Source organism: Micrococcus terreus, assembly GCF_900116905.1.
Classification (GTDB): domain Bacteria; phylum Actinomycetota; class Actinomycetes; order Actinomycetales; family Micrococcaceae; genus Citricoccus; species Citricoccus terreus.
Window position 1 is genome coordinate 54,570 of sequence record NZ_FPCG01000002.1, and the last position, 25,169, is coordinate 79,738.

Annotated in this window: 20 protein-coding genes, 2 tRNA genes and 1 pseudogene; 6 read left to right on the top strand and 17 right to left on the bottom strand. The window is 68.4% G+C overall.

Annotated elements, in window-relative coordinates; all coding sequences use genetic code 11:
• The first annotated feature begins 34 nt into the window (after positions 1 to 34).
• Positions 35 to 721: a vitamin K epoxide reductase family protein gene (locus tag BM355_RS02680; RefSeq protein ID WP_425435584.1), complete on the top strand. Its 687-nt coding sequence runs from the start codon at positions 35 to 37 to the stop codon at positions 719 to 721.
• On the opposite strand, the gene ndk is transcribed toward BM355_RS02680, so the two are convergent.
• The 6 genes from ndk to BM355_RS02710 form a co-directional block, all read right to left on the bottom strand.
• Positions 722 to 1,144: a nucleoside-diphosphate kinase gene (gene ndk / locus BM355_RS02685; RefSeq protein ID WP_091694191.1), complete on the bottom strand. Its 423-nt coding sequence runs from the start codon at positions 1,142 to 1,144 to the stop codon at positions 722 to 724. It lies immediately after the preceding gene.
• A 49-nt stretch (positions 1,145 to 1,193) separates the two neighbouring features.
• Entirely contained in the window at positions 1,194 to 1,646 is a 453-nt protein-coding gene (locus tag BM355_RS02690) for a DUF4233 domain-containing protein (protein ID WP_091694194.1), read from the bottom strand.
• On the bottom strand, positions 1,643 to 3,229 hold the full coding sequence (locus BM355_RS02695; protein ID WP_091694197.1) for a bifunctional folylpolyglutamate synthase/dihydrofolate synthase: 1,587 nt from the start codon (positions 3,227 to 3,229) through the stop codon (positions 1,643 to 1,645). Before BM355_RS02695 ends, BM355_RS02690 begins: the two co-directional genes overlap by 4 nt.
• 20 nt (positions 3,230 to 3,249) lie before the next feature.
• Positions 3,250 to 6,645: an isoleucine--tRNA ligase gene (gene ileS, locus BM355_RS02700; protein WP_091694201.1), complete on the bottom strand. Its 3,396-nt coding sequence runs from the start codon at positions 6,643 to 6,645 to the stop codon at positions 3,250 to 3,252.
• Between the two features lie 274 nt (positions 6,646 to 6,919).
• Positions 6,920 to 7,708, bottom strand: coding sequence for an SDR family oxidoreductase (locus BM355_RS02705; protein ID WP_091694203.1), 789 nt, complete (start codon positions 7,706 to 7,708; stop codon positions 6,920 to 6,922).
• A gap of 22 nt (positions 7,709 to 7,730) precedes the next feature.
• Positions 7,731 to 8,735 (bottom strand): NAD(P)-dependent alcohol dehydrogenase, encoded by a 1,005-nt coding sequence (locus BM355_RS02710; RefSeq protein WP_245760556.1) that lies wholly within the window; start codon positions 8,733 to 8,735, stop codon positions 7,731 to 7,733.
• 237 nt (positions 8,736 to 8,972) lie between these two features.
• Here BM355_RS02710 and valS point away from each other — a divergent pair, with 237 nt between their 5' ends.
• Complete coding sequence (valS, locus tag BM355_RS02715; protein WP_091694207.1) at positions 8,973 to 11,663, top strand: valine--tRNA ligase; 2,691 nt, start codon at positions 8,973 to 8,975, stop codon at positions 11,661 to 11,663.
• Between the two features lie 91 nt (positions 11,664 to 11,754).
• On the opposite strand, the gene BM355_RS02720 is transcribed toward valS, so the two are convergent.
• From BM355_RS02720 to BM355_RS02750, 7 genes are all read right to left on the bottom strand, one after another.
• Positions 11,755 to 12,036 carry a hypothetical protein gene (locus BM355_RS02720; protein ID WP_091694210.1) on the bottom strand — a complete coding sequence of 94 codons (282 nt, stop codon included), beginning with the start codon at positions 12,034 to 12,036 and terminating at the stop codon, positions 11,755 to 11,757.
• A 4-nt stretch (positions 12,037 to 12,040) separates the two neighbouring features.
• A complete protein-coding gene (locus BM355_RS02725) occupies positions 12,041 to 12,670 on the bottom strand; it encodes a mycothiol-dependent nitroreductase Rv2466c family protein (RefSeq protein WP_091694213.1) in 630 nt (209 codons plus the stop codon).
• Between the two features lie 62 nt (positions 12,671 to 12,732).
• Positions 12,733 to 14,049: an ATP-dependent Clp protease ATP-binding subunit ClpX gene (gene clpX, locus BM355_RS02730; RefSeq protein WP_091694216.1), complete on the bottom strand. Its 1,317-nt coding sequence runs from the start codon at positions 14,047 to 14,049 to the stop codon at positions 12,733 to 12,735.
• A 220-nt stretch (positions 14,050 to 14,269) separates the two neighbouring features.
• Positions 14,270 to 14,956, bottom strand: a complete 687-nt coding sequence (locus BM355_RS02735; protein WP_091695210.1) for an ATP-dependent Clp protease proteolytic subunit — start codon at positions 14,954 to 14,956, stop codon at positions 14,270 to 14,272.
• Between the two features lie 80 nt (positions 14,957 to 15,036).
• Complete coding sequence (locus BM355_RS02740) at positions 15,037 to 15,630, bottom strand: ATP-dependent Clp protease proteolytic subunit (protein WP_091694220.1); 594 nt, start codon at positions 15,628 to 15,630, stop codon at positions 15,037 to 15,039.
• A gap of 290 nt (positions 15,631 to 15,920) precedes the next feature.
• Entirely contained in the window at positions 15,921 to 17,702 is a 1,782-nt protein-coding gene (gene tig / locus BM355_RS02745; RefSeq protein WP_091694222.1) for a trigger factor, read from the bottom strand.
• A 58-nt stretch (positions 17,703 to 17,760) separates the two neighbouring features.
• A tRNA-Pro gene (locus BM355_RS02750) sits at positions 17,761 to 17,834 on the bottom strand.
• Positions 17,835 to 18,046: 212 nt separating this feature from the next.
• Here BM355_RS02750 and BM355_RS02755 point away from each other — a divergent pair.
• Positions 18,047 to 18,117: transfer RNA gene (locus BM355_RS02755), tRNA-Gly, on the top strand.
• Between the two features lie 72 nt (positions 18,118 to 18,189).
• On the opposite strand, the gene BM355_RS02760 is transcribed toward BM355_RS02755, so the two are convergent.
• A complete protein-coding gene (locus BM355_RS02760; RefSeq protein ID WP_091694225.1) occupies positions 18,190 to 19,167 on the bottom strand; it encodes an Fpg/Nei family DNA glycosylase in 978 nt (325 codons plus the stop codon).
• Between the two features lie 36 nt (positions 19,168 to 19,203).
• Positions 19,204 to 19,677 (bottom strand): ribose-5-phosphate isomerase, encoded by a 474-nt coding sequence (locus tag BM355_RS02765; protein WP_091694228.1) that lies wholly within the window; start codon positions 19,675 to 19,677, stop codon positions 19,204 to 19,206.
• 201 nt (positions 19,678 to 19,878) lie between these two features.
• On the opposite strand from BM355_RS02765, the gene pepN reads away from it, so the two are divergent.
• From pepN to BM355_RS14520, 3 genes and pseudogenes are all read left to right on the top strand, one after another.
• A complete protein-coding gene (gene pepN / locus BM355_RS02770) occupies positions 19,879 to 22,476 on the top strand; it encodes an aminopeptidase N (RefSeq protein WP_091694233.1) in 2,598 nt (865 codons plus the stop codon).
• A gap of 192 nt (positions 22,477 to 22,668) precedes the next feature.
• Positions 22,669 to 23,013 (top strand): annotated as a pseudogene (locus tag BM355_RS14430) (OsmC family protein); the annotation flags it as partial.
• Between the two features lie 123 nt (positions 23,014 to 23,136).
• On the top strand, positions 23,137 to 23,634 hold the full coding sequence (locus BM355_RS14520; RefSeq protein WP_375544984.1) for a globin: 498 nt from the start codon (positions 23,137 to 23,139) through the stop codon (positions 23,632 to 23,634).
• Between the two features lie 3 nt (positions 23,635 to 23,637).
• Here the strand turns inward: BM355_RS14520 and BM355_RS02780 are convergent, their stop codons facing one another.
• Both BM355_RS02780 and BM355_RS02785 read right to left on the bottom strand, forming a co-directional pair.
• Positions 23,638 to 24,384, bottom strand: a complete 747-nt coding sequence (locus tag BM355_RS02780; RefSeq protein ID WP_245760557.1) for an aminoglycoside 3'-phosphotransferase — start codon at positions 24,382 to 24,384, stop codon at positions 23,638 to 23,640.
• Positions 24,381 to 25,091, bottom strand: coding sequence for a DUF8185 domain-containing protein (locus BM355_RS02785; RefSeq protein ID WP_091694245.1), 711 nt, complete (start codon positions 25,089 to 25,091; stop codon positions 24,381 to 24,383). The genes BM355_RS02780 and BM355_RS02785 overlap by 4 nt, the downstream gene beginning before the upstream one ends.
• Positions 25,092 to 25,169: the final 78 nt, after the last annotated feature.

Genomic DNA, 25,169 nt, shown 5'->3' on the forward strand with positions numbered 1-25,169 from the left:
GACGACGGCCCCGCACCAGATCTAGACTGGCCGGGTGAGCGCTTCCTCCCGCACCTCGTCATCGTCCGGTCCGGCAGCACCCCAGGACCCCTGGGACGCCGGACTGTCCCCGCACCCTGTCCAGGACCAGGAGATGCCCTGGTATGCCCGCCATCGCGGGACTGCAGTGATGCTGCTGGTGACGGCCGTCGTCGGGATGATCGCCACCTGCATCCTGGTGGCCGAGCGCCTGGCGCTCTCGGCGGACCCGAATTATGTGACCAGCTGCGACCTGAATCCGTGGGTCTCCTGTGGGGCCGTGATGAAGTCCGAGCAGGCGATGGCCTTCGGCTTCCCCAACCAGTTCATCGGGCTGGTCAGCTTCGCCGTGGTGATCACGGTGGCCATGGGCCTGTTGGCCGGGGCACGCTATCAGCGCTGGTTCTGGCTGGGCCTGAACCTGGGCGTGGCCGCCGGCTTCGCCTTCTGCGTGTGGCTCTGGTACCAGGCGGTGTACGAGATCACCGCCCTGTGCCTGTACTGCATGATCGTCTGGGCCATGATGGCCCCGATGCTGGTCCTGCTCACGGTGCGCAACCTGCAGCACGGCGTGATCCCGGCCTCGCCCCGTCTGCGACAGATCGCCGCAGACTGGGCGTGGCCGGTGATCGCCCTGCTCTATGTGGCCGTGATCGGCTCGATCCTGCTGCGCTTCGGGCTGGGCATCTTCCAGATGGGCTGATCAGCCGAACCAGATCTCCAGCTCACGCTCAGCGGAGAGGGTCGAGTCCGAACCGTGCACCAGGTTCTTCTGCACCGAGGTGCCCCAGTCTCGACCGAAGTCGCCGCGGATGGTGCCGGGGGCCGCCAGGGTGGGCTCGGTGGAGCCGGCCAGCGAACGGAACCCCTCGATCACTCGGTTGCCCTGGAGGCGCACCGCCACCACCGGACCGGAGGACATGAACTCGACCAGCGGCTCGAAGAACGGCTTGCCCTGGTGCTCCTCATAGTGCTTCTCCAGCATGGTGCGTGTAGGCACGAGCATCTTCAGGTCCGCAATGACGTAGCCCTTGGCCTCGATCCGGGCCAGGACGACGCCGGTGAGGTTGCGCTCCACGCCGTCCGGCTTGACGAGGACGAGGGTCTCTTCGACGTGAGTGGTCACAGAAGCTCCTTGGTGTTGTAGGGATCTGACTCCACTGTATCCGGCCGGATCAGTCCTGTTCGGCGCGCAGGCGCTCCTCCGCCGCATGGCGCTCGGCGTTCTCCCGGTCCAGCTGTCCGCCCTTGGTCACGGCGTACCACCAGGCCAGTCCGAAGCCGACCGCCACGAAGAGCATGGTGTACTCCAGGACAGAGGCGGCCAACAGAGCCAGCTGGATGCCCCAGCCGATCCAGTAGCCCAGGGGCCGACGCAGCAGGGCGCAGTCCAGGATGGCGATGACCGCCAGGACCAGGGACACCCAGAGCACCCAGCCGTGGGTGCCCTCCTGACGGTGCAGGTTGACGATGGTGATGCCGAAGAACACCAGCACCATAGCCTCCATCACCAGCACGGTGGAGGCGAAGGTCACCCGGATGGACCGGGGCTTCTTGATCTGACCGGGCTGCCAGGCACGCTGAGACTTCGTCTCGCGCTGGGGACGCCAGTCCTCGGTGCCGCTCATCGACGGTCCTCCTGATGGTCCTTCTGGTCGTCGGTGTCCTCGTCGTCCCCGAACAGATCGGAGTCGTCGTCGTCCTCGTCCAGGCCGAGCCCGAGGTCAAGTTCCTCGAGGTCGCCCAGATCAGGGGGCATCACGTCCACGGTCCCCAGACCCCCGCGGCCCTGGTTCTGCTCCGGTGCGGTCTCCACCGCTCCGGCGCCCAGCAGCTCACGAACCTCAGCGATCACCGTGATCGAGCCGGTCACCAGCACCCCGCCGCCGGTCCCGGCATTCAGTCCAGGGTCCCCGGCGTCCAGTGAGTCCACGGCCTCGGAGCGACCGACGGCCCATTCCAGGGCATCGGGCAACGACTCGGTGGCGTAGAGGTCCTCCTCCGGCCAGCCCGCATCCAGGGCCAGCTGGCCCAGTTCCCCCGCCGGGATGGCCCGGGGGGACGAGGACTGAGTGAGGCACAGGTCGGAGACCTCGTCACCGAAGCGCTCGTAGAGCTCCTGCAGCATGCCCAGCGCGTCCTTGTCCTGCAGGATGCCCACCACCAGCACCAGTCGACTGAAGCTGAAGGCCTCCTCCACGGCAGCGGCGGTGGCGGCCAGGCCGGCGGGGTTGTGCGCGGCGTCCACCACGATGGTGGGGGCGGCCCGGACGACCTCCAGCCGTCCGGGTGAGGTGACCTGGGCCAGCCCCTGCTGGAGCAGCTCGTGGTCCAGCTCCTGTTCGCCGCCTCCGAGGAAGGCCTCCAAGGCGGCCACGGCCACGGCCAGGTTCTGTGCCTGGTGGGCTCCGTGCAGAGGCAGGTTCAGGCCGTTGTAGCTGCCGGCCAGTCCCTGGACATCCACCTGCTGTCCGCCCACTGCCACCGCTCGGGACTGCACGCCGAACTCCACGCCTTCGAAGCGGAACGGCACGTTCGCCTCGCGGGCGGCGTCCAGCAGCACCTGGGCTGCGTCCGGATCCTGCGCCGCCGAGACCAGGAACCCTCCGGGTTTGATGATGCCGGCCTTCTCTTGGGCGATCTCCCCGGGCGTGTCCCCCAGCAGATCGGTGTGGTCCAGGGAGATGGGGGTGACCACGGAGACCTGGCCGTCGGCCACGTTGGTGGCGTCGGTGATCCCGCCGAGACCGACCTCCAGGATCATCACGTCCACGGGGGCATCGGCGAAGACGGCGAAGCCCAGGACGGTGACGGCCTCGAAGTAGGTCAGCGGGTTCTCCCCCGCCTGCTCCAGCTCTGCGTCCACCACCTCGACCATGGGCAGGATCTCGTTCCAGGTCCGCACGAAGGTCTCATCGTCCACCGGCGCGCCGTCCACGCTGATCCGCTCCGTGACCGAGCTCAGATGCGGTGAGGTGTACCGCCCGGTGCGCAACCCGTAGGCCCGCAGCGCCGACTCGATCATCCGGGCGGTGGAGGTCTTGCCGTTGGTCCCGGTCAGGTGGATCACCGGGGCGGCGTGCTGGGGCTCGCCCAGCAGCTCCATGGCCCGCCGCAGCGGCGCCATGCGTGGCTCCATCCGGTTCTCCGGGGCCCGGTCCAGCAGGTCTCGGTAGACCTCGCGCACCGAAGCGGGTGCGTCCTGCCCCATCCCCGCACTCCTGTCCATGGTCATGCCCGGCTCACCGCCACCTGGACCAGCTTGGTGGCGTCATCGGCCGGGTCCTGGCGCGGGTCGGCAGCTCCCGAGTCCTCCAGCACCAGTTCGGTGGTCAGGGTCTCCTCGGCCACCAGGTCCTGGTGAGCCCGCACGGCCGCCACGACAGGAGCCGGACCGGTGATCACGGTGCGGACCCGGTCAGAGACCTCCAGCCCGGCGTCCTTGCGGGCGGCCTGGACGCCACGCACCACATCCCGGGCGGTGCCCTCGGCGGCCAGGTCGGCCGGCACCGCGGTGTCCAGGACCAGGAAACCGCCCGGGATGACCGTCACGGCGCGTTCCTGCTGGGAGGAGGCGGCGTCGTCGGGAGAGCCCACGGTGGTCTCCAGGGTGTACTCGCCCTCCTGCAGGGCGATCCCGCCCGCGGTGACGGTGCCGTCCTCGGCGACGGACCAGTCCCCGGACTTGGCGCCCTTGATGGCCACCTGGACCTGCTTGCCCAGACGCGGTCCTGCGGCGCGGGCGTTGACCGCCAGCTGCTGGGAGATCCCGAAGTCCGCGGCGGAGACCTCGGAGGCGTCCAGCAGCTCCACCGACTTCAGGTTCAGCTCGTCCCGGACGATGTCCGCGAAGGCTCCCTGCAGGCCGGCGGCGTCCGGCACCACCACGGTCAGCTGGCGCAGGGGCAGGCGCACCCGGCGCTTGGCGCCCTTGCGCAGGGACGACCCGGCGGAGGCTATGCGCCGCACGGTCTCCATCCGCTCCACCAGCGCCTCGGCGTCCTGTTCGGAGTCGAACCCGGAGAAGAACGGGGCGGCGTCCGGGTAGTCGGTCAGGTGCACCGAGCGGCCGCAGGTCAGTCCGCGCCAGATCTCCTCGGAGACCAGCGGCATCAGCGGTGCGGCGGCCCGGCAGAAGGCCTCCAAGCAGGTGTAGAGCACGTCCAGCGCCTGGGTGTCCTCGTCGAAGAACCGGTGCCGGGAGCGTCGCACGTACCAGTTGGTCATGGTGTCCATGTAGGTGCGCAGGGCGTCGCAGGCGTCCGAGACCTCGTAGGCGTCCAGTCCGGCCTTGACCTCGCGCAGCATCCGCCCGGTGGCGGCCAGGATGTACTGGTCCAGCGGGTCGGTGGAGGTGTGCCGGGCCTGGGCACGGTACCCGCCCGGACGCTCTCCTCCGGCGCGGGCAGTGTTGGCGTAGAGGGAGAAGAAGTGCCAGACGTTCCAGGCCGGCAGCAGCACCTGACGGGCGCCCTCACGGATGCCCTCCTCGGTGACCACCAGGTTGCCGCCGCGCAGGATGGGGCTGGCCATCAGGAACCAGCGCATGGCATCCGAGCCGTCCCGGTCCAGCACCTCGGACACATCCGGGTAGTTGCGCAGGGACTTGGACATCTTCTGCCCGTCCGAGCCCAGCACGATCCCGTGGCTGATCACGTTCGAGAACGCCGGCCGGTCGAACAGGGCGGTGGCCAGGATGTGCATGGTGTAGAACCAGCCGCGGGTCTGGCCGATGTACTCCACGATGAAGTCGGCCGGGTTGTGGGTGTCGAACCACTCGCGCTGCTCGAACGGATAGTGCACCTGGGCGTAGGGCATGGAGCCGGAGTCGAACCAGACGTCCAGCACGTCCTCCACGCGGCGCAGGGTGCCGCCGCAGCCCTCATGCTCCACGGTCAGCTCGTCGATCCAGGGGCGGTGCAGATCCGGTTCGCCGGCGGCGTTGAGCGGCAGGCGTCCGAAGCGGTCCTGCAGCTCAGCCAGGGAGCCGAACACCTCCTGATGGGTGCACTCGAGGTCGTCGCACTGCCAGACCGGGATGGGCGAGCCCCAGTACCGGTTGCGGGAGATCGACCAGTCGCGGGCGTTCTCCAGCCAGCGGCCGAACTGCCCGTCCTTGACGTTGCCCGGGATCCAGTTGATCTGCTGGTTCAGCTCCAGCATCCGGTCCTTGAACTCGGTCACCTTGACGTACCAGGAGGTGATGGCCCGGTAGATCAGGGGCGTGCGGCAGCGCCAGCAGTGCGGGTAGGAGTGCTCGTAGCTGGTCTCCTTCACCAGGCGCCCCTCCGCGCGCAGGGCGCGGATGATGGTGCGGTTGGCCTCGAAGACCTGGACGCCGGCGATCTCGGCCAGGACTCCCCCGCCACGGTTCGGGTCTGCGAACAGCGGCAGGAAACGGGCGCCGTCGTCCACGGAGAGCACCACGGGGATCCCGTTGGCCTCGCACACCCGCTGATCGTCCTCACCGTAGGCCGGGGCCTGGTGGACCACGCCGGTGCCGTCCTCGGTGGAGACGTAGTCATCGGCCAGCAGCCGCCACGCGTGGGCGGTTCCGTAGGTGTCATCGCCCTCGGCGTCCACGAAGTAGGTGAACAGCGGGGCGTAGCGCAGCCCGGCCAGGCGAGCACCCAGGTAGGTGCCGGTCACCGCCTCGGTGACGGAGCCGGCGTCGGGATAGCCCAACTCCTTGGCGTGCGCGGCCAGCCGGTCCTGGGCCAGCAGGTAACGCTTCCCGGTCACCCCTTCGGCGGCGTCCGGACCGGCCGGCACCACCACGTAGGTGATCTCCGGCCCGACGGCCAGGGCCTGGTTGGTGGGCAGGGTCCAGGGCGTGGTGGTCCAGGCCATCACCTCGACGCCGGCCAGCTCAGCTGCCAGCGCGGCATCGGCTCCCCCGGCGGGCACGTCGGCGGGGTCCTCGGGCAGGCCCTGCAGCGTGAAGGAGACGGTGACGGAGGGGTCCTGGCGCTGCTGGTAGACGTCGTCGTCCATGCGCAGCTCGTGGTTGGAGAGCGGGGTCTCGTCCTTCCAGCAGTACGGCAGCACGCGGAAGCCCTGGTAGGTCAGGTTCTTCTCATGCAGGGACTTGAACGCCCACAGCACCGACTCCATGAACTCGGGGTTCAGGGTCTTGTAGTCGTTCTCGAAGTCCACCCAGCGGGCCTGGCGGTTGACGTAGTCCTTCCACTCCTCGGTGTACTTGAGCACCGAGGCCCGGCAGGCGTCGTTGAAGCGGTCGATGCCCATGGACTCGATCTGGGCCTTGTCCGTCATGCCCAGCTGCTTCATCGCCTCCAGTTCGGCGGGCAGTCCGTGGGTGTCCCAACCGAAGCGGCGCTCCACCCGGCGGCCCTGCTGCGTCTGGTAGCGGGCCACCAGATCCTTGACGTACCCGGTGAGCAGGTGCCCGTAGTGGGGCAGGCCGTTGGCGAAGGGAGGTCCGTCATAGAAGACGAACTCGTTGGGGGTGCCGTCCTCGGTGTGCGCCGGGCGAGCGTCGATGGAGGCCTGGAAGGTCCCGTCCTGGTCCCAGTAGGACAGCACGCGTTCCTCGATCTCCGGGAAACGGGGAGAGGCGGGGGTGCTGGCCGGGTGCTCGGGGTTCGAACTGGCGAGGGGGTACACGGGCGGTCCTTCGTGCGGGGTCGGCGGCTGGTCTGCGGACCTGACGGTCCACTGCAAGGACGCCGTGCGGCGCGGTACCACCCTGCTTGCCGCCTGCCGTTCCGGGGGTGCCGGTGCGGCGGACGACCGCTCGTGACTGCTGTGACGGGCTTACCCGTCCGGTTCTACTGGGGTCTGCACGCGATGTCTGGAGACGTCCGGGCGGGACCTGTTCTTCCGGAGGCTCACCGGTGATGGCCGGGTCAGTACCTGTGCGGTCCAGTGTATCGCGGGTTCAGCCCTTCCGGATCAGCTTGTGGGCCGCAGCCTGGGCCACGGGACGGACCACGATCTGGTCCAGGTTCACGTGATGCGGGGCGTTGACCGCGTAGGCGCACACGTCTGCCACATCCTCTGGAGTCAAGGGGTTCTCCACGCCGGCGTAGACGGCGTCGGCCTTGGCCTGGTCACCGCCGAGCCGGTTCAGGGAGAACTCCTCGGTGTGGACCAGTCCAGGCAACACCTCGATCACCCGGACATCATGCTCGGCCTCCTCCAGCCGCAGTGCGCCCACCAGTCCGTGCTGGCCCATCTTCGCCGCGTTGTAGCCACCCCCGCCCTCGTAGGAGACCAGCCCGGCCGTGGAGGTCAGCACCAGCACGGTGCCCCGTCCGGAGGCCCTCAGCATGGGCAGGAACGCCTGGGTGACATTCAGCGTGCCGAGGACGTTGGAGCGGAACATGGTCTCCCACTGCTCCAGCTTCCCCTCGGCCACAGAATCAGTGCCGAGCGCACCGCCGGCGATCGCCAGCACGGTGTCCGCTCCTCCGGCGGCCTCCACGTGGTCCCTCACCCGGGCCACCTGGGCCGGATCGGTCACGTCCGCGGGCAGCGGGATGACCTTCCCGACGCCGGCCCCCTCACCGGCCGCTTCCTCGGCCAGGTCCTGCAGGCGCTCAGCACGGCGGGCCACCGCGTAGACGGTCCAGCCGTCCTGGGCCAGGCGCAGGGCGGTGGCCCGCCCGATGCCGGATGAGGCTCCGGTGACGACGGCGGCGTGGGCGATGGAGGTCTCTGCGCTCATAGACCCAGGGTAGACCGGCCCGTCAGATGGTCATGGCGATCTTGCCCCTCACGTCCCCGGCCTCCAGCCGCCGCATCGCCTCGCCAACGTGGTCGAGGGGGTAGGTGGAGTCCACGCTGGGCGTCACCGTGCCGGCCGCCATCAGTGCCGCGAGCTGCTCCTGATCACTGGCACGCTCCTTGCTGGCGAGCATGGTCAGACGTTGAGGCACGAACGCGGAGAGGATCGAGGCACGCAGGGATCGGCCGAACCCCCCTGTCCAGCGCCCTCCCTCTTCACCGCCGACGATCACGAGTGTTCCTCCCGGGGTCAGGGCCCTGCGCAGTCGCGACAGTGGTGCGTTGCCGGCGATGTCGAGGATGAGGTCGTACCGGTGGGTGCCATCGGCGAAGTCCTGGGAGGTGTAGTCGAGCACGTGGTCAGCCCCCAGCGACCGCACGTCACCGAGCGTGGAGGTGCTGCACACGGCGGTGACCTCGGACTCGAAGACTCGGGCCAGCTGCCCCGCGTAGCTCCCGACTCCACCGGACGCGCCGATGACGAGGACTCGCTGTCCCCGACTGATCCTGCCGACCTCGGTCAACGCCTGCAGTGCCGTGCCGGCAGAGATCGGGACGACGGCCGCCTGGGCGAACGTCAGATTCGGCGGCTTGTGGGCCAGTTTGTCCTCGCGGACGGCAGCGTACTCGGCGAAAGAGCCCCGGGAGATCCCGAACACCTCGCCGCCTGGAGCGAACTGCGTCACTGCAGATCCGACGCCGACGACGACGCCCGCCACATCGAGCCCCGGCACGCGGTTCTTCGGTGCGCGAAGACCGAACCCCAGGATCCTGACCAGATACGGCTGCCCGGTTATCAGATGCCAGGTCCCTCGATCGAGGCCAGCCGCCCTGACCTGGATGAGCCCCTCCTCCTCGGCGATCTGTGGCCGGGCGATCCGTGCAGATCGGAAGACCGCGGCGGACCCGTAGGCGTCCTGCACGATGGCGCGCATGGACGTGCGGATGGGTGTGGCAATGCTGCTCATGTCGTTCCCTCACGGAGCGTAGGTGATCGGTGGATTCCACAGGATCCTGCTGCGCGAAGGGGTGACGGATGCGGTCACGCAGACTGAGCGGCTGGTGTGCTCATGGTGGTCCTGATCTCAGCCGAGGTCAATCGTTGGGGGCCGTGGCACGTGGCCGTGCCCCGAGCATGCACGGCTGTCGTCAGGACGTGTCTGCGGATTCGGAGCGCCTGCGCGCACCGTGGGATGATGGGCGGCATGGCTGACCACGCGCAGGGCACAGACACGCCCATCTCCGATCCGAACGCATCCACTTCCGGCACCGCCGCCACCTCGGTGAACGTCCCTGACCGCCCCGCCCTGGAGGGCCTGGAGGACAAGCTCTCCGAGCGCTGGCGCACCGAGGGCACCTACGCCTTCGAGGCTGACACCACGCGCGAACAGGTCTACTCGATCGACACCCCGCCGCCCACCGCGTCCGGGTCTCTGCACGTGGGTCACATGTTCTCCTACACCCAGACCGACGTGCTGGCCCGCTTCCAACGGATGAACGGCAAGAACGTGTTCTACCCCATGGGCTGGGATGACAACGGCCTGCCCACCGAGCGGCGCGTGCAGAACTACTACGGTGTCCGGTGCGATCCCACCAAGCCGTACGTGGAGGGCTACCGCCCCCCGGAAACCCCCGCGAAGAACCAGCGCGACTGGGATGTGGTCTCCCGCAAGAACTTCATCGAGCTGTGCGAGGAGCTGGCGGTCGAGGACGAGAAGGTCTTCGAGGCGCTGTTCACCCGCCTGGGACTGTCCGTGGACTGGTCGCTGACCTACCGGACCATCGACAACGTCTCCCGTGCCGTCTCCCAGCGTGCCTTCCTGCGCAACCTGGCCTCTGACGACGCCTACTTGGCCGAAGCTCCCACCCTCTGGGACGTCACCTTCCGCACCGCCGTGGCCCAGGCCGAACTGGAGGACCGGGAGATGCCCGGTGCCTACCACCGGATTCCGTTCTTCACCGAGTCCGGCGAGCAGGTCATCATCGAGACCACCCGCCCCGAGCTGCTGCCGGCCTGCGCGGCTCTGGTGGCCCACCCCGACGACGAGCGGTACCAGGGCCTGTTCGGCACCATGGTCACCTCACCGCTGTTCGAGGTCCCGGTGGAGGTCAAGGCCCACGCCCTGGCCAAGCCGGACAAGGGCTCGGGCATCGCCATGGTCTGCACCTTCGGCGACCTGACCGACGTCACCTGGTGGCGTGAGCTGCAGCTGCCCACCCGAACGCTGATCGGCCGGGACGGGCGCTTCCACGCCGAGACTCCCGAGTGGATCACCAGCGAGGCCGGACGTGCCCACTACGAGGCGCTGGCCGGCAAGACGGTGTTCTCCGCCAAGGAGGTTGTGGTCGCTGCACTGAAGGAGGCCGACCTGCTGGACGGCGAGCCGAAGAAGATCACCCACCCGGTGAACTTCTACGAGAAGGGCGACAAGCCGCTCGAGGTCATCTCCTCCCGCCAGTGGTACATCCGCAACGGCGGACGTGACGCAGCTCGTCGGGACGCACTGGTCTCGCGTGGGCGGGAGGTCGCGTGGCACCCGGAGTTCATGCGCTCTCGCTATGAGAACTGGGTCGAGGGCCTGAACGGCGACTGGCTGGTCTCCCGTCAGCGGTTCTTCGGCGTGCCGATCCCGGTCTGGTACCCCCTGGACCAGGACGGTGAGCCGGACTACGAGCACCCGATCCTCCCCTCTGACGAGGCGCTGCCCGTGGACCCCGTGGCCGAGGCCGCTCCGGGCTATGAGGAGTCCCAGCGCGATGTCCCGAGTGGTTTCACCGGCGATCCGGACGTCCTGGACACCTGGGCCACCTCCTCGCTGACTCCGCAGATCGTGGGTCAGTGGAGCCATGACGAGGACTACTTCGGTACGGTCTTCCCGTTCGACCTGCGTCCCCAGGGACACGACATCATCCGGACCTGGCTGTTCTCCACCATGGTCCGTGCTGAGGCCCTGAACGAGTCCATCCCGTGGAAGCACACCGCGCTCTCGGGCTGGATCCTGGACCCGGACCGGAAGAAGATGTCCAAGTCCAAGGGCAATGTGGTGGTCCCCACCGACGTGCTGGATGAGTTCGGCTCCGATGCTGTGCGCTACTGGGCTGCCTCGGCCAAGCTCGGCGCGGACACGGCCTACGAGGTCGCGCAGATGAAGATCGGGCGACGCCTGGCCATCAAGCTGCTCAACGCCTCCAAGTTCGCCCTGAACCTGGGTGCCACCGAGCAGAACGTGATCCGCTCCGCTGAGCAGGCAGCGGTCATCACCAACCCTCTGGACCGTGCACTGATGGTGCGGCTGCGGGAGACCGTGGAGCAGTCCACCCGGGCATTCGAGGCATATGACTACGCCCGCGTGCTGAACCTGACGGAGTCCTTCTTCTGGCAGTTCACTGATGACTATGTGGAGCTGATCAAGGACCGTGCGTACGGAGGACACGGCGAGGGCGAGCAGGCGTCCGTGCTGGCCGCCCTGGCGACCACGCTGGATGCCCTGCTGCGCCTGCTGGCACCCTTCCAGCCCTTCGCCACGGACGAGGTCTGGAGCTGGTGGCGCGCCGGTTCGGTGCACCGCGCGGCCTGGCCGGGCCTGGCCCAGGAGGTCACCGGCATCCAGGCGGCCTCCGACGGCGGCGACGCCGGTGTCCTCTCCACGGTCGCCCAGGCCCTGGGCGGGATCCGCAAGTCCAAGTCCGAGGCCAAGGTCAAGCAGCGCACCGAGGTGCGTTCTGCTGTGGTCACGGCTCCAGCCGACCGACTGGAGCAGCTGCGCGGCGCCCTGCAGGATCTGAAGGCCGCCGGCAACGTCACCGACCTGTCCCTGGTGGAGGGCACACCGGAGGGTGACGCCGTCCTGGTGGTCTCCGACGTGGAGCTGGCACCCGCCGAGGATCAGAGCTGATCACCGCCTGATCCGGTCCACGACACAGCCGGGCTCCCGCAGACTCGATCTGCGGGAGCCCGGCTGCATCAGGACCGATGTTCAGCGACGCTCAACGCTGGTGCCTGGACGCTCCACGATGTAGAAGCCAGCCACCCAGCGCCACAGCCCCAGCCACGGCCAGGATGACGGTGAGACCGCTGCCGGTCCCCTCCGAGGACGTCAGAGACCCAGAGAGCAGCAGGGAGCTGACGATGGCGGCGACCAACACGACCACCACCAGCTGACGACTGGACACTCGCGGCTGATGCGCCTCACGGCGTCGCCGTGCCTCGATGTAGGCGGCGATCTTCTGGTCCAGCTCGTCCTGGCCGATTCCGTCCCGCCGGTCCATCAGGTCAGTCGAACTCGGGGCTGGTGGTGCGAGAACGCTTGATCTCGTAGAAGTACGGGTACTCCGCCAGGGCCACCGCGCCGTCGAAGATCCGGCCGGCTTCCTCGCCGCGCGGGATGCGCGTCAGCACCGGACCGAAGAAGGCGGTGCCGTTGAAGGAGACCACGGGAGTGCCCACGTCGTCCCCGACCAGGTCGATCGCCTCCTGGTGCGAGGAGCGCAGCTTCTCATCCTCAGCATCGGTCTTCGCTGCGTCGAGGATCTCGGCGTCGTAACCCAGTTCCTGGAGGGCCTCGGCGATCACGGCCTCGTAGTCCTTGTTGCCCTGATTGTGGATCCGGGTGCCCACGGCGGTGTACCACTCGCCCAGGGCCTCCACGCCGTGGCGCTCACGGACCTGGATCGCGGCACGGGCCGGGAGCCAGGCCTTCTCCATGCGCTCCAGGTAGCCCGGGTCCAGGTCGCGGCCCTCGTTCAGGACAGAGAGGGACATGGCATGCCAGGTGACCTTCACGGGGCGGACCTTCTCGACCTCGAGCATCCACCGGGAGGTGATCCAGGCGAAGGGGCAGGTCGAGTCGAACCAGAAGTCGACCTTCTGGGTGTCCTGTGCGGTCTGCGGGGTCTCGGTCACGAAAGCGCTCCTTGAATGCTCGGGGTCGGGCGGTTCAGCCCGTCACACGGTCCAACAGGTGATCAGGCTGACTTGTTCCGCCGCTTGCGGTCCACTTCACGGGAGATCAGCGTGGGCTCGGCACCGTCACGGACCACATCTGCGGTGATGACCACCGTGGCGATGTCGTCTCGGGAGGGCAGATCGAACATGACCGGCTTCAGGACCTCTTCCATGATCGATCGCAGTCCACGGGCACCGGTCCCCCGTTCCTCGGCCTGCTCGACCACCGCGTCCAAGGCGTCCTGGTCGAACTGCAGCTCCACGCCGTCCAGCAGGAACATCTTCTGGTACTGCTTCAACAGGGCGTTCTTCGGTTCAGTCAGAATCTGGATCAGCGAGGCTCGGTCCAGGTTCTCCACGGTGGTGATCACCGGGAGGCGCCCGATGAACTCGGGGATCAGACCGAACTTGAGCAGGTCCTCGGGGCGCACCTCGGAATAGGTGACGTCTCCGCTGCCCAGATGGTTCAGCGGAGCGCCGAAGCCGATCCCCTTGCGTCCGGCCCGGGAGCCGATGATCTCGTCGAGTCCGGCGAAGGCACCGGCCACGATGAACAGGACGTTGGAGGTGTCGATCTGCAGGAACTCCTGATGTGGATGCTTGCGCCCGCCCTGGGGCGGCACGGAGGCCACCGTGCCCTCCAGGATCTTCAACAGCGCCTGCTGGACGCCCTCGCCGGAGACGTCACGGGTGATCGAGGGGTTCTCCGACTTGCGCGAGATCTTGTCGATCTCGTCGATGTAGATGATCCCCTGCTCGGCTTTCTTCACGTCATAGTCTGCGGCCTGGATGAGCTTGAGCAGGATGTTCTCCACGTCCTCGCCCACGTAGCCAGCCTCGGTCAGCGAGGTGGCGTCGGCCACGGCGAAGGGGACGTTCAGCATCCGGGCCAGCGTCTGGGCCAGATAGGTCTTGCCGGAACCGGTGGGACCGACCATCAGGATGTTGGACTTGCCGACCTCCACATCGGAGAGGGAGTCCTCCAAGGAGGCGTGCTGTTCCAGGTGCTCGGCGAAGGAGGACTCCTTGCCGGCAGTGTGCCCGCCGCGGATCCGCTTGTAGTGGTTGTAGACGGCCACCGCCAGAGACCGCTTGGCGGCGTCCTGGCCGATCACGTACTCCTCGAGGAAGGCGTAGATCTCCTTGGGCTTGGGCAGCTCGACCTCAGCGGTCTCCACGACCTCCGCGAGCTCCTCCTCGATGATCTCGTTGCACAGTTCGATGCACTCATCGCAGATGTAGACACCGGGGCCGGCGATGAGTTTCCTGACCTGCTTCTGGCTCTTTCCACAGAACGAGCACTTGAGCAGGTCAGCGCTTTCGCCGATGCGTGCCATGCGGGGGTCTCCTCAGACATCAGGGGGGCGATCGCGGGTGATGGGCCGGTGGTCGACCGGGGCTATCGATCGCAGTTTGTCCAGCATACGTCCGGTGCCGGACGCGATAGCGGTCCGCAACGGCGGATGTCGGCACCGACCCGGGTCGACCACAGCTGAAGGGCCGCCACCCGGTCTCGGGAGGCGGCCCTTCAGTGTCGATTCAGCGGATCAGCCGATCTCAGCTGCTCAGCTGGGGGCGGCTGATCTTGCGGGGCTCGAGCACCTCGTCCACCAGGCCGTACTCCTTGGCGCCCTGGGCGGAGAGGAACTTGTCCCGGTCGATGTCCTGACGGACCTGCTCCGCGCTCTTGTTGGTGTGCGAGGCCAGCGTCTCCTCCATCCAGGTGCGGATGCGCAGCAGCTCCTCCGCATGGATCTGCAGGTCGGTGGCCGTGCCGCGGTCCCCACCCATGGAGGGCTGGTGGATCAGCACGCGCGCGTTGGGCAGCGCCAGTCGCTTGCCCGGGGCACCGGCAGCCAGCAGCACCGCGGCCGCAGAGGCAGCCTGTCCCAGGCACACGGTCTGCACCTCAGGACGGATGAACTGCATGGTGTCGTAGATCGCGGTCATGGCGGTGAAGGAGCCGCCCGGCGAATTGATGTAGAGCGTGATGTCGCGCTCGGAGTCCATGGACTCCAGCACGAGCAGCTGGGCCATGATGTCATCGGCCGAGGCGTCGTCCACCTGGGCGCCGAGGAAGACGATGCGATCCTCGAACAGCTTGGCGTAGGGGTCCTGGCGCTTGAAACCGTAGGGGGTGCGCTCCTCGAACTGCGGCAGGATGTACCGCGAGGTCGGGGAGGTCCGCCCGATGCCGGAGGGCATGCCGGGCTGATCGGTCATTCCGGTGGGGTACTGGTTCATCATCTGAAGGTCTCCTGGACAGAGCTGGTGACGTCTGACGGGGTCGGTCGGTTGGATCGGCTGGAGCTGGAGCAGACAGCTCAGCTGTCCACGCCACCGCCGCCGGTCACGGTGCCGGCCCGCTCGGCGATGTGGTCGAAGAAGCCGTACTCCAGGCCCTCCTGAGCGGTGAACCACTTGTCACGCTCATTGTCCTTGAGAATGGTCTCCACGGTCTGACCGGTCTGCTCGGCGGTCAGCTCGGCCATGACCTGCTTCATGTGCAGGATCAGCTGGGCCTGGATGCGAATGTCCGACTCGGTGCCGCCGATGCCGCCGGAGGGCTGGTGCATCAGGATGCGCGCGTGCGGGGTGGCGTAGCGCTTGCCCTTGGTGCCGGAGGAGAGCAGGAACTGCCCCATGGAGGCGGCCATGCCGGTGGCCACGGTCACCACATCATTGGGGATGTACTGCATGGTGTCGTAGATCGCCATGCCCGCGGTGATCGAGCCGCCCGGGGAGTTGATGTACAGGTAGATGTCCTTGTGCGGATCCTCGGCCGAGAGCAGGAGCATCTGCGAGCAGATGGCGTTGGCGTTCTCGTCCATCACCTCGGATCCCAGCCAGATGATGCGTTCCTTCAGCAGCCGGTTGTAGATGTAGTCCTCGCGGGCCGCCGGGTCCACCGACGCCATGCGGGGTGCGGGAGTGGATGCAGTCATTGCGCCCTGCCTTCCTGATGCTCTGGCCGTGTGCGCGTCGGGTCCGGACACAGGTCCGGCTCACCGGCCGCGCGGTTTCTTCGAGACTACTGTCACGGCTCGTCCACCACCCGTGCGGCACCGCACTGTTCGCTGTTGGCGCATGGTCTGCACCGGTTGCCTCAGCAGGTCCCGACGGCGCCCGGACAGCAGAGCGCCCGGGTCGCCGCCCTGCCCCGTAGGGGTGGGAGGCGCCCGGGCGCCTGGTGGATCACCGGAGAGGATCAGCCCTCGGCGGTCTCCTCAGCCTTCTGGGCCGGTGCCTTCTTGGCGGCCGGCTTGCGAGCCGGAGCCTTCTTGACCGGAGCCTTCTTCTCGGTCTCCTCGGCGACCTCGCCCTCAGCCTTCTTGGCCGGAGCCTTCTTGGCCGTGGTCGACTTGGCAGCCGTGGTCTTGGCGGCGGTCGACTTGGCGGCCGGCTTGCGAGCCGGAGCCTTCTTGGCCGGAGCCTTCTCCTCCGTCGCTTCGCCAGCCTCGGCGTCGTCGGCCTTCTTGGTCGGAGCCTTCTTGGCCGTGGTCGACTTGGCAGCCGTGGTCTTGGCGGCGGTCGACTTGGCGGCCGGCTTGCGAGCCGGAGCCTTCTTCTCCGGAGTCTTCTTCTGTGCGGCCTCATCAGCCGAGTCAGCAGACTCGGCAGACTCCGGGGAGTCGGCGGAATCGGCCGAATCAGCGGAATCCGCCGAGTCAGCAGACTCCACAGCATCCTGGCCGCCCGGGGTGACGAAGGCGGTCAGGTCGACCTTGTTGCCGTCGGTGTCGGTGACCTCGGCGTACTCCAGCACCTTGGCCAGGGCCTTGCGGCGGCGCACCTCGCCCATGATCATCGGGACCTGGCCGGCCTGGTCCAGCATCTGGGCGAACTGGTTCGGGTCCATGCCGTACTGGGAGGCGGTGGTGATGATGTACTCGATCAGCTCGCCCTGGTCCACACCGATCTCCTCGGCGTCGGCCACGGCGTCCAGGATGACCTCGTTGCGGAAGGCCTCGCGGGTGTTCTGCTCGACCTCGGCGCGGTGCTCCTCGGTGTCGTGGTCATCGCCCTCGGTGTGGCCGCCCTGGGCGAAGTGCTGCTCGACCTGCTCGGTGATGATCGAGTCCGGCACGGCGACCTCGACGAGCTTGACCAGCTCCTCCAGGACCTTGTCGCGGGCCTCGACGCCCTGACCGGTGACGGCGCCCTCGGCGGCCTGCTTCTTCAGGTCCTCCTTGAGCTCGTCGATGGTGTCGAACTCTGAGGCCAGCTGGGCGAACTCGTCGTCGGCCTCGGGCAGCTCACGCTCCTTGACGGCGTCGAGCACGACCTTGACCTGCGCCTTCTCGCCGGAGCGATCGCCGCCGGCCAGGGTGGTCTCGAAGATGGCGTCCTCGCCGGCGGACAGACCCTCCAGGGCCTCGTCCATGCCGTCGAGCATGGTGCCGGCGCCGACCTGGTAGGACAGACCTTCCGCCTGGTCGACCTGCTCGTCGTCGATGGTGGCGGTCAGGCTGATGGTGACGAAGTCGTCCTTCTTCGCCGGACGCTCCACGTCCTTGAGGGTGCCGAAGCGGGAGCGCAGGTCGTCCAGTGCCTTCTGCTCGTCCTCCTCGGTGGCGGCGGCGGGCTCGACGGTGACCTTCAGGCCCTTGTAGTCGGGCAGCTCGATCTCCGGGCGCACGTCCAGCTCGGCGGTGAACTTGAGCGGAGCCTCAGCGTCGCCGTCGGTGCCGGGCGTGGAGGTGATCTCCACCTCGGGGCGGGAGAGAGGCGTGATCTCGGCCTCGATCAGGGCCGCCTGGTAGAACTCGTTCAGACCCTCGTTGATGGCGGTCTCGATCACGAAGCCGCGGCCGACCCGCTGGTCGATGATGCGCGCCGGCACCTTGCCCTTGCGGAAGCCGGGAACCTGGATCTGGTTCGCCACGGTGGAGTAGGCCTCGTCGATGCGCGGCTTGAGGTCCTCGAAGGGGACCTCCACGTCCAGCTTGACCCGGGTGGGGCTGAGGTTTTCTGCGGTGCTCTTGACCACGTAGGACTCCTGTAGATGGATCGGGAACGTCGTACTGATGCTTGATGTCGAGATGACGTCGGGGTGACAGGATTTGAACCTGCGGCCTCACGCTCCCAAAGCGCGCGCTCTACCAAGCTGAGCTACACCCCGCCGATCCGCCCTCGAGCGCACAGCAGTGCACCGTCAGGGCGGAGACGGACCGTCCAAGACTACCCCCTGCATTCAGCAGGCGAGTAATCACGGTTCCAGGTGACCTCGTGCCGGAGGCACAGCAGGTCCCGACGACGGCGCGTCCACCAGGGCGATCAGAGCGCCTTTTGCAGAGCGAGGGTTCCGGTTGGTAGGCTCAACCTCGCTGTTCCGGGGATGTAGCTCAATGGTAGAGCCCCAGTCTTCCAAACTGGCTACGCGGGTTCGATTCCCGTCATCCCCTCCGCATCCCAGCAGGGCCCCTGACCGATCCGGTCCGGGGCCCTGCTGCTGTTCTGGACCGTTTCCGTCCTGCTCACGCCTGACAGACGGCGCAGCGGTACAGCTTGCGCTGGACCATCTCCTCCACCACGATCGCGTCGGCACCGTCCCGCGAGGTGGTCCCGCAGACCAGGCAGGTCTGTCCCTGCCGCTGGTACACGTAGGTCGCATGCTCCGGCCACGCCTCGGCCTCCGGCACGCCGGGCCGGTGCTCCGGTGCGGTGGTGATGATCCGTCCGCGTCTCACCCCGATCCCCATCAGCAGGACCAGGTCCTCCCACAGGCCCCGCAGTTCCTGGTCGGAGAGCGACCGCGCCGGACGGTGGGGGTCGATCAGCTGCCGGAACAGTGTCTCCGCGCGGAAGATGTTGCCCACACCCGCGATGATCGACTGATCCATCAGCACGGCGCCGATGGCCCGCCCGGTCCGGCTGGCTCGCCGCACGAACTCCCCCGCGTCCGCCTGCGGATCCAGCGGATCCGGACCGAGGTTCGAGCGCACCTGCTCCACCTCATCCGGTGTCAGGACGCGGCAGATCGAGGCACCCACCAGGTCCGCCCAGCCGTGCTGGGTCACCAGCCGCACGCGGGTGGTCGGCGTGGGTTCCGGCGGCTCCGCCGCCGCTCTCCCAGCCACGGCGTCACCTGGCGCACCTGCGGAAGGCGACCGGCCGTCGTCGGGACGGGGGTGGGCAGGGTCAGCCGACTCACGGTGGATCTCCCGCTCGCCGATCCTCCGGGGTGCACCGATGGAGGAGGCCACCGTGAAGGTGTGGTCCCCGCCGAAGGTCCAGGCCCCGTACATCCCCAGGTGCACATTGAGGGTGTGACCGTGGTCGAAGGTGAGGAAGAAGTGCTTGCCGTGGGCGATCGACTCCACGGGAACATGACCGTCCAGCAGAGCGGCACCCTCGGCGAACCTCCCCTGCGGAGAGGTGGCCCGCACCGACTGCCCCACGAACGTGTCCTGGAACTGCCGGGCGAGCCGGTGGATGGAATGGCCCTCAGGCATGGGACACGCGCTCCGAGCGGTTGCCGCAGAGAAGGCTCACATCTGGACTTCGCCGGTGCGCTCGTAGTGCCCGATCTTGCCGATCCGGCGCACGTGGCGCTCGTCATTGCTGAAGGGCTCGGCCAGGAACGCCTCGATCAGCTCGGTGGCCTCCTCCAGGGAGTGCTGACGCCCGCCCACGGCCACCACATTGGCGTCGTTGTGCTCGCGGGCAAGCCGGGCGGTGTCCAGGTTCCAGGCCAACGCCGCACGGATGCCCTCGACCTTGTTCGCCGCGATCTGCTCGCCGTTGCCGGAGCCGCCCAGCACGATGCCCAGGGAGTCCTTCCCCTCGGCGCGCTCGGCGGCCACCGCCCGGGCGGCGTTGATGCAGAAGCCGGGGTAGTCGTCCTGGGCGTCGTACTCCTGGGGACCGTGGTCCACGATCTCGTAGCCGCGCTCGGCCAGGTGCCGCTGCAGGTGGGCGGAGAGCTCGAGGCCGGCGTGGTCAGTGGCGATGTGGACGCGCATGGGGGCTCCTGGTTCGGTCGGATCGGACGGGTCTGTGGGCTCGCCATCCACCCTACCGGCGCGGACGGTCCCCGGATCCTGTGCAGTGGGACACATCGGTGGCACAATGGGGAGTTGCTCATCGCTTGTTTCACATCTGGTGCCACGACGGACTCTCAGCCCCGTCCTCACCCCTGTCACCACCGTCGCCCTGGAGGCTCTGTGTCCACTCTGAACATCACCCGCGAGGAGGCCCGCGTCCGCGCTGAGGCGCTGTCCGTGGAGTCCTACGAGATCGATCTTGACCTCACCCTGCCGGGAGACCACTTCCGTTCACGCACCACGGTCCGGTTCCGCGCGTCCGAGGACGCCGTGGGCGGTCAGACCTTCATCGACTTCGTCTCCACGAACCTCACCGCCGTCACCCTCAACGGCACTGAGCTGGGCTCAGACTGCTCGGACGGCACCCGCATCACCGTGGGTCCGCTGGCCGCAGAAAACACCCTGGTGGTGGACGGCCTGGCCGACTACATGAACACCGGAGAGGGCCTGCACCGCTTCGTGGACCCGGTGGACCAAGAGGTCTACCTCTACTCCCAGTTCGAGGTGCCGGACTCCCGCCGCATGTTCGCCGTGTTCGAGCAGCCCGACCTCAAGGCCACCTTCGCCTTCACCGTCACCGCTCCGGACCACTGGGCCGTGGTGTCCAACTCCCCCACGCCGGAACCTGTTCGCGCTGAGCTGGCCGAGGGCTCGCCGTTCTCCGGCGCCTCCACCTGGACCTTCACGCCGACGCCACGGATCTCCTCCTACATCACCGCGCTGATCGCTGGCCCATACCGCTCCACGCACTCCGAGCTGACCAGCGCCGACGGGCGGACCATCCCCCTGGGTGCCTACTGCCGGGCGTCGCTGTTCGAGCACCTGGACGCGGAGAACATCTTCGAGCTGACCCGCCAGGGCTTCGAGTTCTTCGAGGCCCAGTTCGGCACGCCGTACCCGTTCGAGAAGTACGACCAGCTCTTCGTGCCCGAGTTCAACGCCGGCGCCATGGAGAACGCCGGGGCCGTCACGTTCCTGGAGAACTACGTCTTCCGCTCCCGTGTCCCCGAGGCCATGGTGGAGCGCCGAGCCATCACCGTGCTGCACGAGCTGGCCCACATGTGGTTCGGCGACCTGGTCACCATGAAGTGGTGGAACGACCTCTGGCTCAACGAGTCCTTCGCCGAGTTCATGTCCACCCTGGCCGCGGCGGAGAACACCAAGTACACCGGAGCTTGGACCACGTTCTCCTCCATGGAGAAGGCGTGGGCCTACCGCCAGGACCAGCTCTCCACCACGCACCCGATCAAGGCCGAGATCCGCGATCTGGACGATGTCCTGGTCAACTTCGACGGCATCACCTATGCCAAGGGCGCCTCGGTGCTGCGCCAGCTGGTGGCCTGGGTGGGCCAGGAGAACTTCATGGCCGGCGTGCGCGAGTACTTCGGCCAGCACGCCTGGTCCAACACGGAGCTGCCGGACCTGATGCGCGAGCTCGAGGCCTCCTCCGGCCGCGACCTCTCCGAGTGGACCCGGCTGTGGCTGGAGACCTCCGGGGTGAACACCGTCTCGGTGGAGGTGGACACGCAGGGCGAGGGTCCCGAGGGCGTCATCACCTCCCTGCGCCTGGTCCAGTCCGCGCCCCGCGGGGTGGAGCAGGGCGAGCCGGGAGACGCAGTGCTGCGTCCTCACCGCATGGCGGTGGGCTTCTATGACCTGGACGACGACGGCCGGCTCGTCCGCACCCAGCGGTACGAGCTCGATGTGGACGGCGAGGTGACGGAGGTCTCCGAGGCCGTCGGCGCGCGCCGCCCCGCGCTGATCCTGCCCAACGACGATGATCTGGCCTACGCCAAGATCCGCCTGGACTCCGCCTCCTGGACGGTGGCCGCCGAGCGGCTCAAGGACGTGGCGGACTCCTTGCCGCGCACCCTGCTGTGGGGTGCAGCGTGGGACACCGCTCGGGACGGAGAGGCCACGGCGCAGTGGTTCGTGGACCTGGTGCTGGCCAACATCGGCCACGAGGTGGACTCCTCGGTGGTGCAGACCCTGCTGCGTCAGCTCAACACCGCCCTGTCCCTCTACACCCCGGAGGACCAGGCCTCGCAGCTGCGGGCGACCGCCGCAGACCGTCTGCTGGAGCTGGCTCGTGGCACCGAGGCCGGGTCGGACAACCAGCTGCAGTTCATCAAGGCCTTCGCCCAGCATGCCCGCACCGGCGAGCAGCTGGACACCCTGGCCGGGCTGCACTCGGCAGAGCAGTCCCTGGACGGGCTGGACCTGAACACCGACCTGAAGTGGGAGATGCTGACCGGGCTGGTGGCCGGCGGCCGTGCCGGTGAGTCCGAGATCGCGGCGGCCGAGCAGAACGATGCCACCGCCACCGGTGCCCTGGCGGCGGCTCAGGCCCGGGCCGCTGTGCCGACCGCTGAGGCCAAGCAGCGCGCCTGGGACCAGGTGGTGTCCGGGGAGCTGTCCAACACCACCCAGCGCAATGTCCTGGCTGGGTTCGCCCGCACCAACGACCCCGCTCTGCTGGCCGGCTTCGCACCGCAGTTCTTCGAGGGCGCCGAGGAGCTGTGGGCCTCGCGTTCGCACGAGATGGCCGAGTCCGCCGCCATCGGCCTCTTCCCCACCTCCCAGGTCTCACAGCAGACCGTGGACGCGGCGAACACGCTGATCGAACGGGCCCGGGAGAAGCAGGCCGCTCTGGCCCGCACGGTCGCGGAGTCCCGCGATGAGGTGGTCCGGGCACTCAAGGCGCGCGCCGCCCGCTGATCCCGCCACACCGCAGCTGCACCGCAGGGCCGGGTCGTCGTTCAGACGTCCCGGCCCTGTTCCGTCCGAATCGTTCACGCCGCCCCACGCGGTAGGTTGGAGGGTGTGAACCACAGCTTCTCCCTGCGCGCAGAATGGACCGGGAACCGCGGCACCGGCACCTCCGGCTACAAGGACTACGACCGTGACCTGGTGATCCAGGCTGAGGGCCCCGGTGAGCTTCAGGGCTCGGCTGCCCGAGCCTTCCACGGGGCCGAGTCACGGTGGAATCCGGAGCAGCTGCTGCTGGCCGCCCTCACCGAATGCCACCTGCTCTCCTACCTGCACAGCGCCACCCAGGCGGGCGTCGTCGTGACCGGCCTGGCCTGCCGCGCCGAGGTGACCTTGGAGACCACCTCGGACGGTGCCGGGCAGATCACCTCCGCCGTGCTGCGGCCTGAGGTGTGGCTGGCCGAGGAGTCCCAGCGGGAGCAGGCCGATGGCCTCCATCCGCAGGCTCATGAGCGGTGCTTCATCGCCCGGTCGGTGAACTTTCCGGTGACGATCGAACCAGAGGCGCCACGGCAGATGCCGCATCTGCCGGAGTTCAGCAGCCGACTCGGCGCACCGATCGCCGTCCTGCGGCCCCGTGAGGCCAAGCGCCCGTCCCAGGTGACGGGGCTGGAGAACCGGCCGGTCTCCCCCGGTGCGGCCCACACCCCGCCGTTCACCCGGACCTCTGAGACGGGTGCGTCGCCGGCAGCCGCCACTGCGGCTCCCCCGGCCGCATCCGCTCCGGCAGAGCCGCAGTCCACCTTCTACGATCAGGTCGGCGGACATGAGACCTTCGCGAAGCTGTGCCGGGTGTTCTACGAAGGCGTGGCACAGGATCCGCTGCTCAAGCCCATGTACCCGGAGGAGGACCTGGGACCGGCTGAGGAGCGGCTGCTGCTGTTCCTGGAGCAGTACTGGGGCGGCCCGCGGACCTACAGCGAGCAGCGGGGCCATCCGCGGCTGCGCATGCGCCACATGCCGTACACCATCGACTTCGAGGCACGGGACGCCTGGCTGCGCCACATGCGCACGGCCGTGGACTCCCTGGAGCTGGCCCCCCTGCACGAGCACATGCTCTGGGACTATCTCGAGCGCGCGGCCCACTCCATGGTCAACTCCGCCTGAGTCTCACCCGGCGTTCCACAGGTCCGTGTAGAAGGACAGCTTCTCGGCGTTCCTCTCGATCCCGTAGGCCCGCAGGAATCGGTCCGTCCAGTCACTCCGGTCCGCCGGAGCCGGCAGATTCCAGGCCAGGCTCATCAGCGCCGGGGCCAGGTCAGCCCATCGGTCGGCGACCCCGCACATGCCCACATCCACGTACCCAGTGCACTCCAGACGGCCGTCCTTCCGAGCCAGCAGCGTGTTCGGTGTGCAGGCGTCGCCATGGCACACCACCGGGTCCAGGGCAGGGATGGGTCGTCCGTCCGGCGCACCTCCTCGGGCAGCCACCGACCAGGTGAAGGGACAGCCGGTCAGGGGCACCGCATCGTGGAAGCGTCGCAGTGCCCGTCCCAGGGCGTCGACGGCCTCCTCCGGCTCTGACATCAGATCCGGGTCCGCCGCCGAGGCTCCCGGAAGCCCCTCCGTCCACAGCCAGCCGACGCCGTCCCGCACTCCGGCATCGAGCACCGCCGGAACCGGGACGAAGGTCTGCAGCCAGCGCAGCCGTTCGACGTCCGAGAACACCTGGAACTCGGGATGGACCGGCCCCACCTTGAGGAACTCGCGGTCCGCCCCGTCGCCGATCTGCCAGGTCACTCCCCCGATTTCGTTCAACCACACCGGCACGGCGGATCTGCCGTCCAGGATCTGCTCGACCTGCGAGGGCGGGGCGCCCACCTCGTCCGGTGCTGGTCGCCGAGCAGGACGTGTCACAGCCGAGGAGAGGTGCGGCACAGCACGTGACCGGCCGGGGAGCTGAGCCGGGTCCATGGCCCCTGAGCGTGCACGGTGGCCGAACCGCCCGGGGTGAGGAATCCCAGTCCATGGGCGGCGAAGGCGGCGGCGGCCGGCAAGATGCCCTCGTGCTCGTTCGGGCCGCCGAGCATGCGGCCCCACACCGCGGCACGCGCCTGGGCCACCATGGACGCGCCGGGGTCCGTGGGCAGGGCCGATCCGAGCTCTCGCACGCCGTCCTGAGCGATCTGCTGCAGCTCGGCGTCCTCCACCACGGCCACCGGCTGCCACCCGCTGCGGGGAGGCGTCACGGCCGTCCAGGTCACCGACTCGGTGACGGGAGGATGGGCCAGTGCGGTCAGCCCCTCACCCTGCATCCGCGCCAGCCGCTCCAGGATGGAGGAGATCGGGTAGACCTCGTCCACGGCGGGGCTCGCCGGCTCGGTCAGCCGCAGCGTCCGCAGCCCCAGTGCCACCGGCACCCGGTCGCCGAGCCCCCGAGGCTGCAGGACCGAGACCCAGGCGGCCAGAACCGAGCCAGCGCTCTGCAGGCGCACCCCGGTGTCGGACATCGCCTTGGCCCGGGTCAGGAAGCGTTCCAGGTCCCGCACGGCATCCAGGTCTTCCAGGACCAGCGGTTCGGGCGTGGAGGAGGCACGGGGACGGGACACAGACGCGGCAGACATGCCGTCCATTGTCCCATCCCGGCCCCCCGCGCCCGGTCTAGGATGGCGGGCAGGCCCTCTGGGCCCGCAGACTCCACC

Coding starts and splice junctions, on each gene's coding strand:
- BM355_RS02765 (WP_091694228.1), bottom strand. CDS start 19,677: ATGCGCGTCCACATCGCCACTGACCACGCCGGCCTCGAGCTCTCCGCC.
- BM355_RS02690 (WP_091694194.1), bottom strand. CDS start 1,646: ATGAGCGGCACCGAGGACTGGCGTCCCCAGCGCGAGACGAAGTCTCAG.
- clpX (WP_091694216.1), bottom strand. CDS start 14,049: ATGGCACGCATCGGCGAAAGCGCTGACCTGCTCAAGTGCTCGTTCTGT.
- valS (WP_091694207.1), top strand. CDS start 8,973: ATGGCTGACCACGCGCAGGGCACAGACACGCCCATCTCCGATCCGAAC.
- BM355_RS02740 (WP_091694220.1), bottom strand. CDS start 15,630: ATGGCGTCGGTGGACCCGGCGGCCCGCGAGGACTACATCTACAACCGG.
- BM355_RS02785 (WP_091694245.1), bottom strand. CDS start 25,091: ATGTCTGCCGCGTCTGTGTCCCGTCCCCGTGCCTCCTCCACGCCCGAA.
- BM355_RS02710 (WP_245760556.1), bottom strand. CDS start 8,735: ATGAGCAGCATTGCCACACCCATCCGCACGTCCATGCGCGCCATCGTG.
- BM355_RS02695 (WP_091694197.1), bottom strand. CDS start 3,229: ATGGGGCAGGACGCACCCGCTTCGGTGCGCGAGGTCTACCGAGACCTG.
- BM355_RS02735 (WP_091695210.1), bottom strand. CDS start 14,956: ATGAACCAGTACCCCACCGGAATGACCGATCAGCCCGGCATGCCCTCC.
- BM355_RS02720 (WP_091694210.1), bottom strand. CDS start 12,036: ATGGACCGGCGGGACGGAATCGGCCAGGACGAGCTGGACCAGAAGATC.
- BM355_RS02760 (WP_091694225.1), bottom strand. CDS start 19,167: ATGCCTGAGGGCCATTCCATCCACCGGCTCGCCCGGCAGTTCCAGGAC.
- BM355_RS02705 (WP_091694203.1), bottom strand. CDS start 7,708: ATGAGCGCAGAGACCTCCATCGCCCACGCCGCCGTCGTCACCGGAGCC.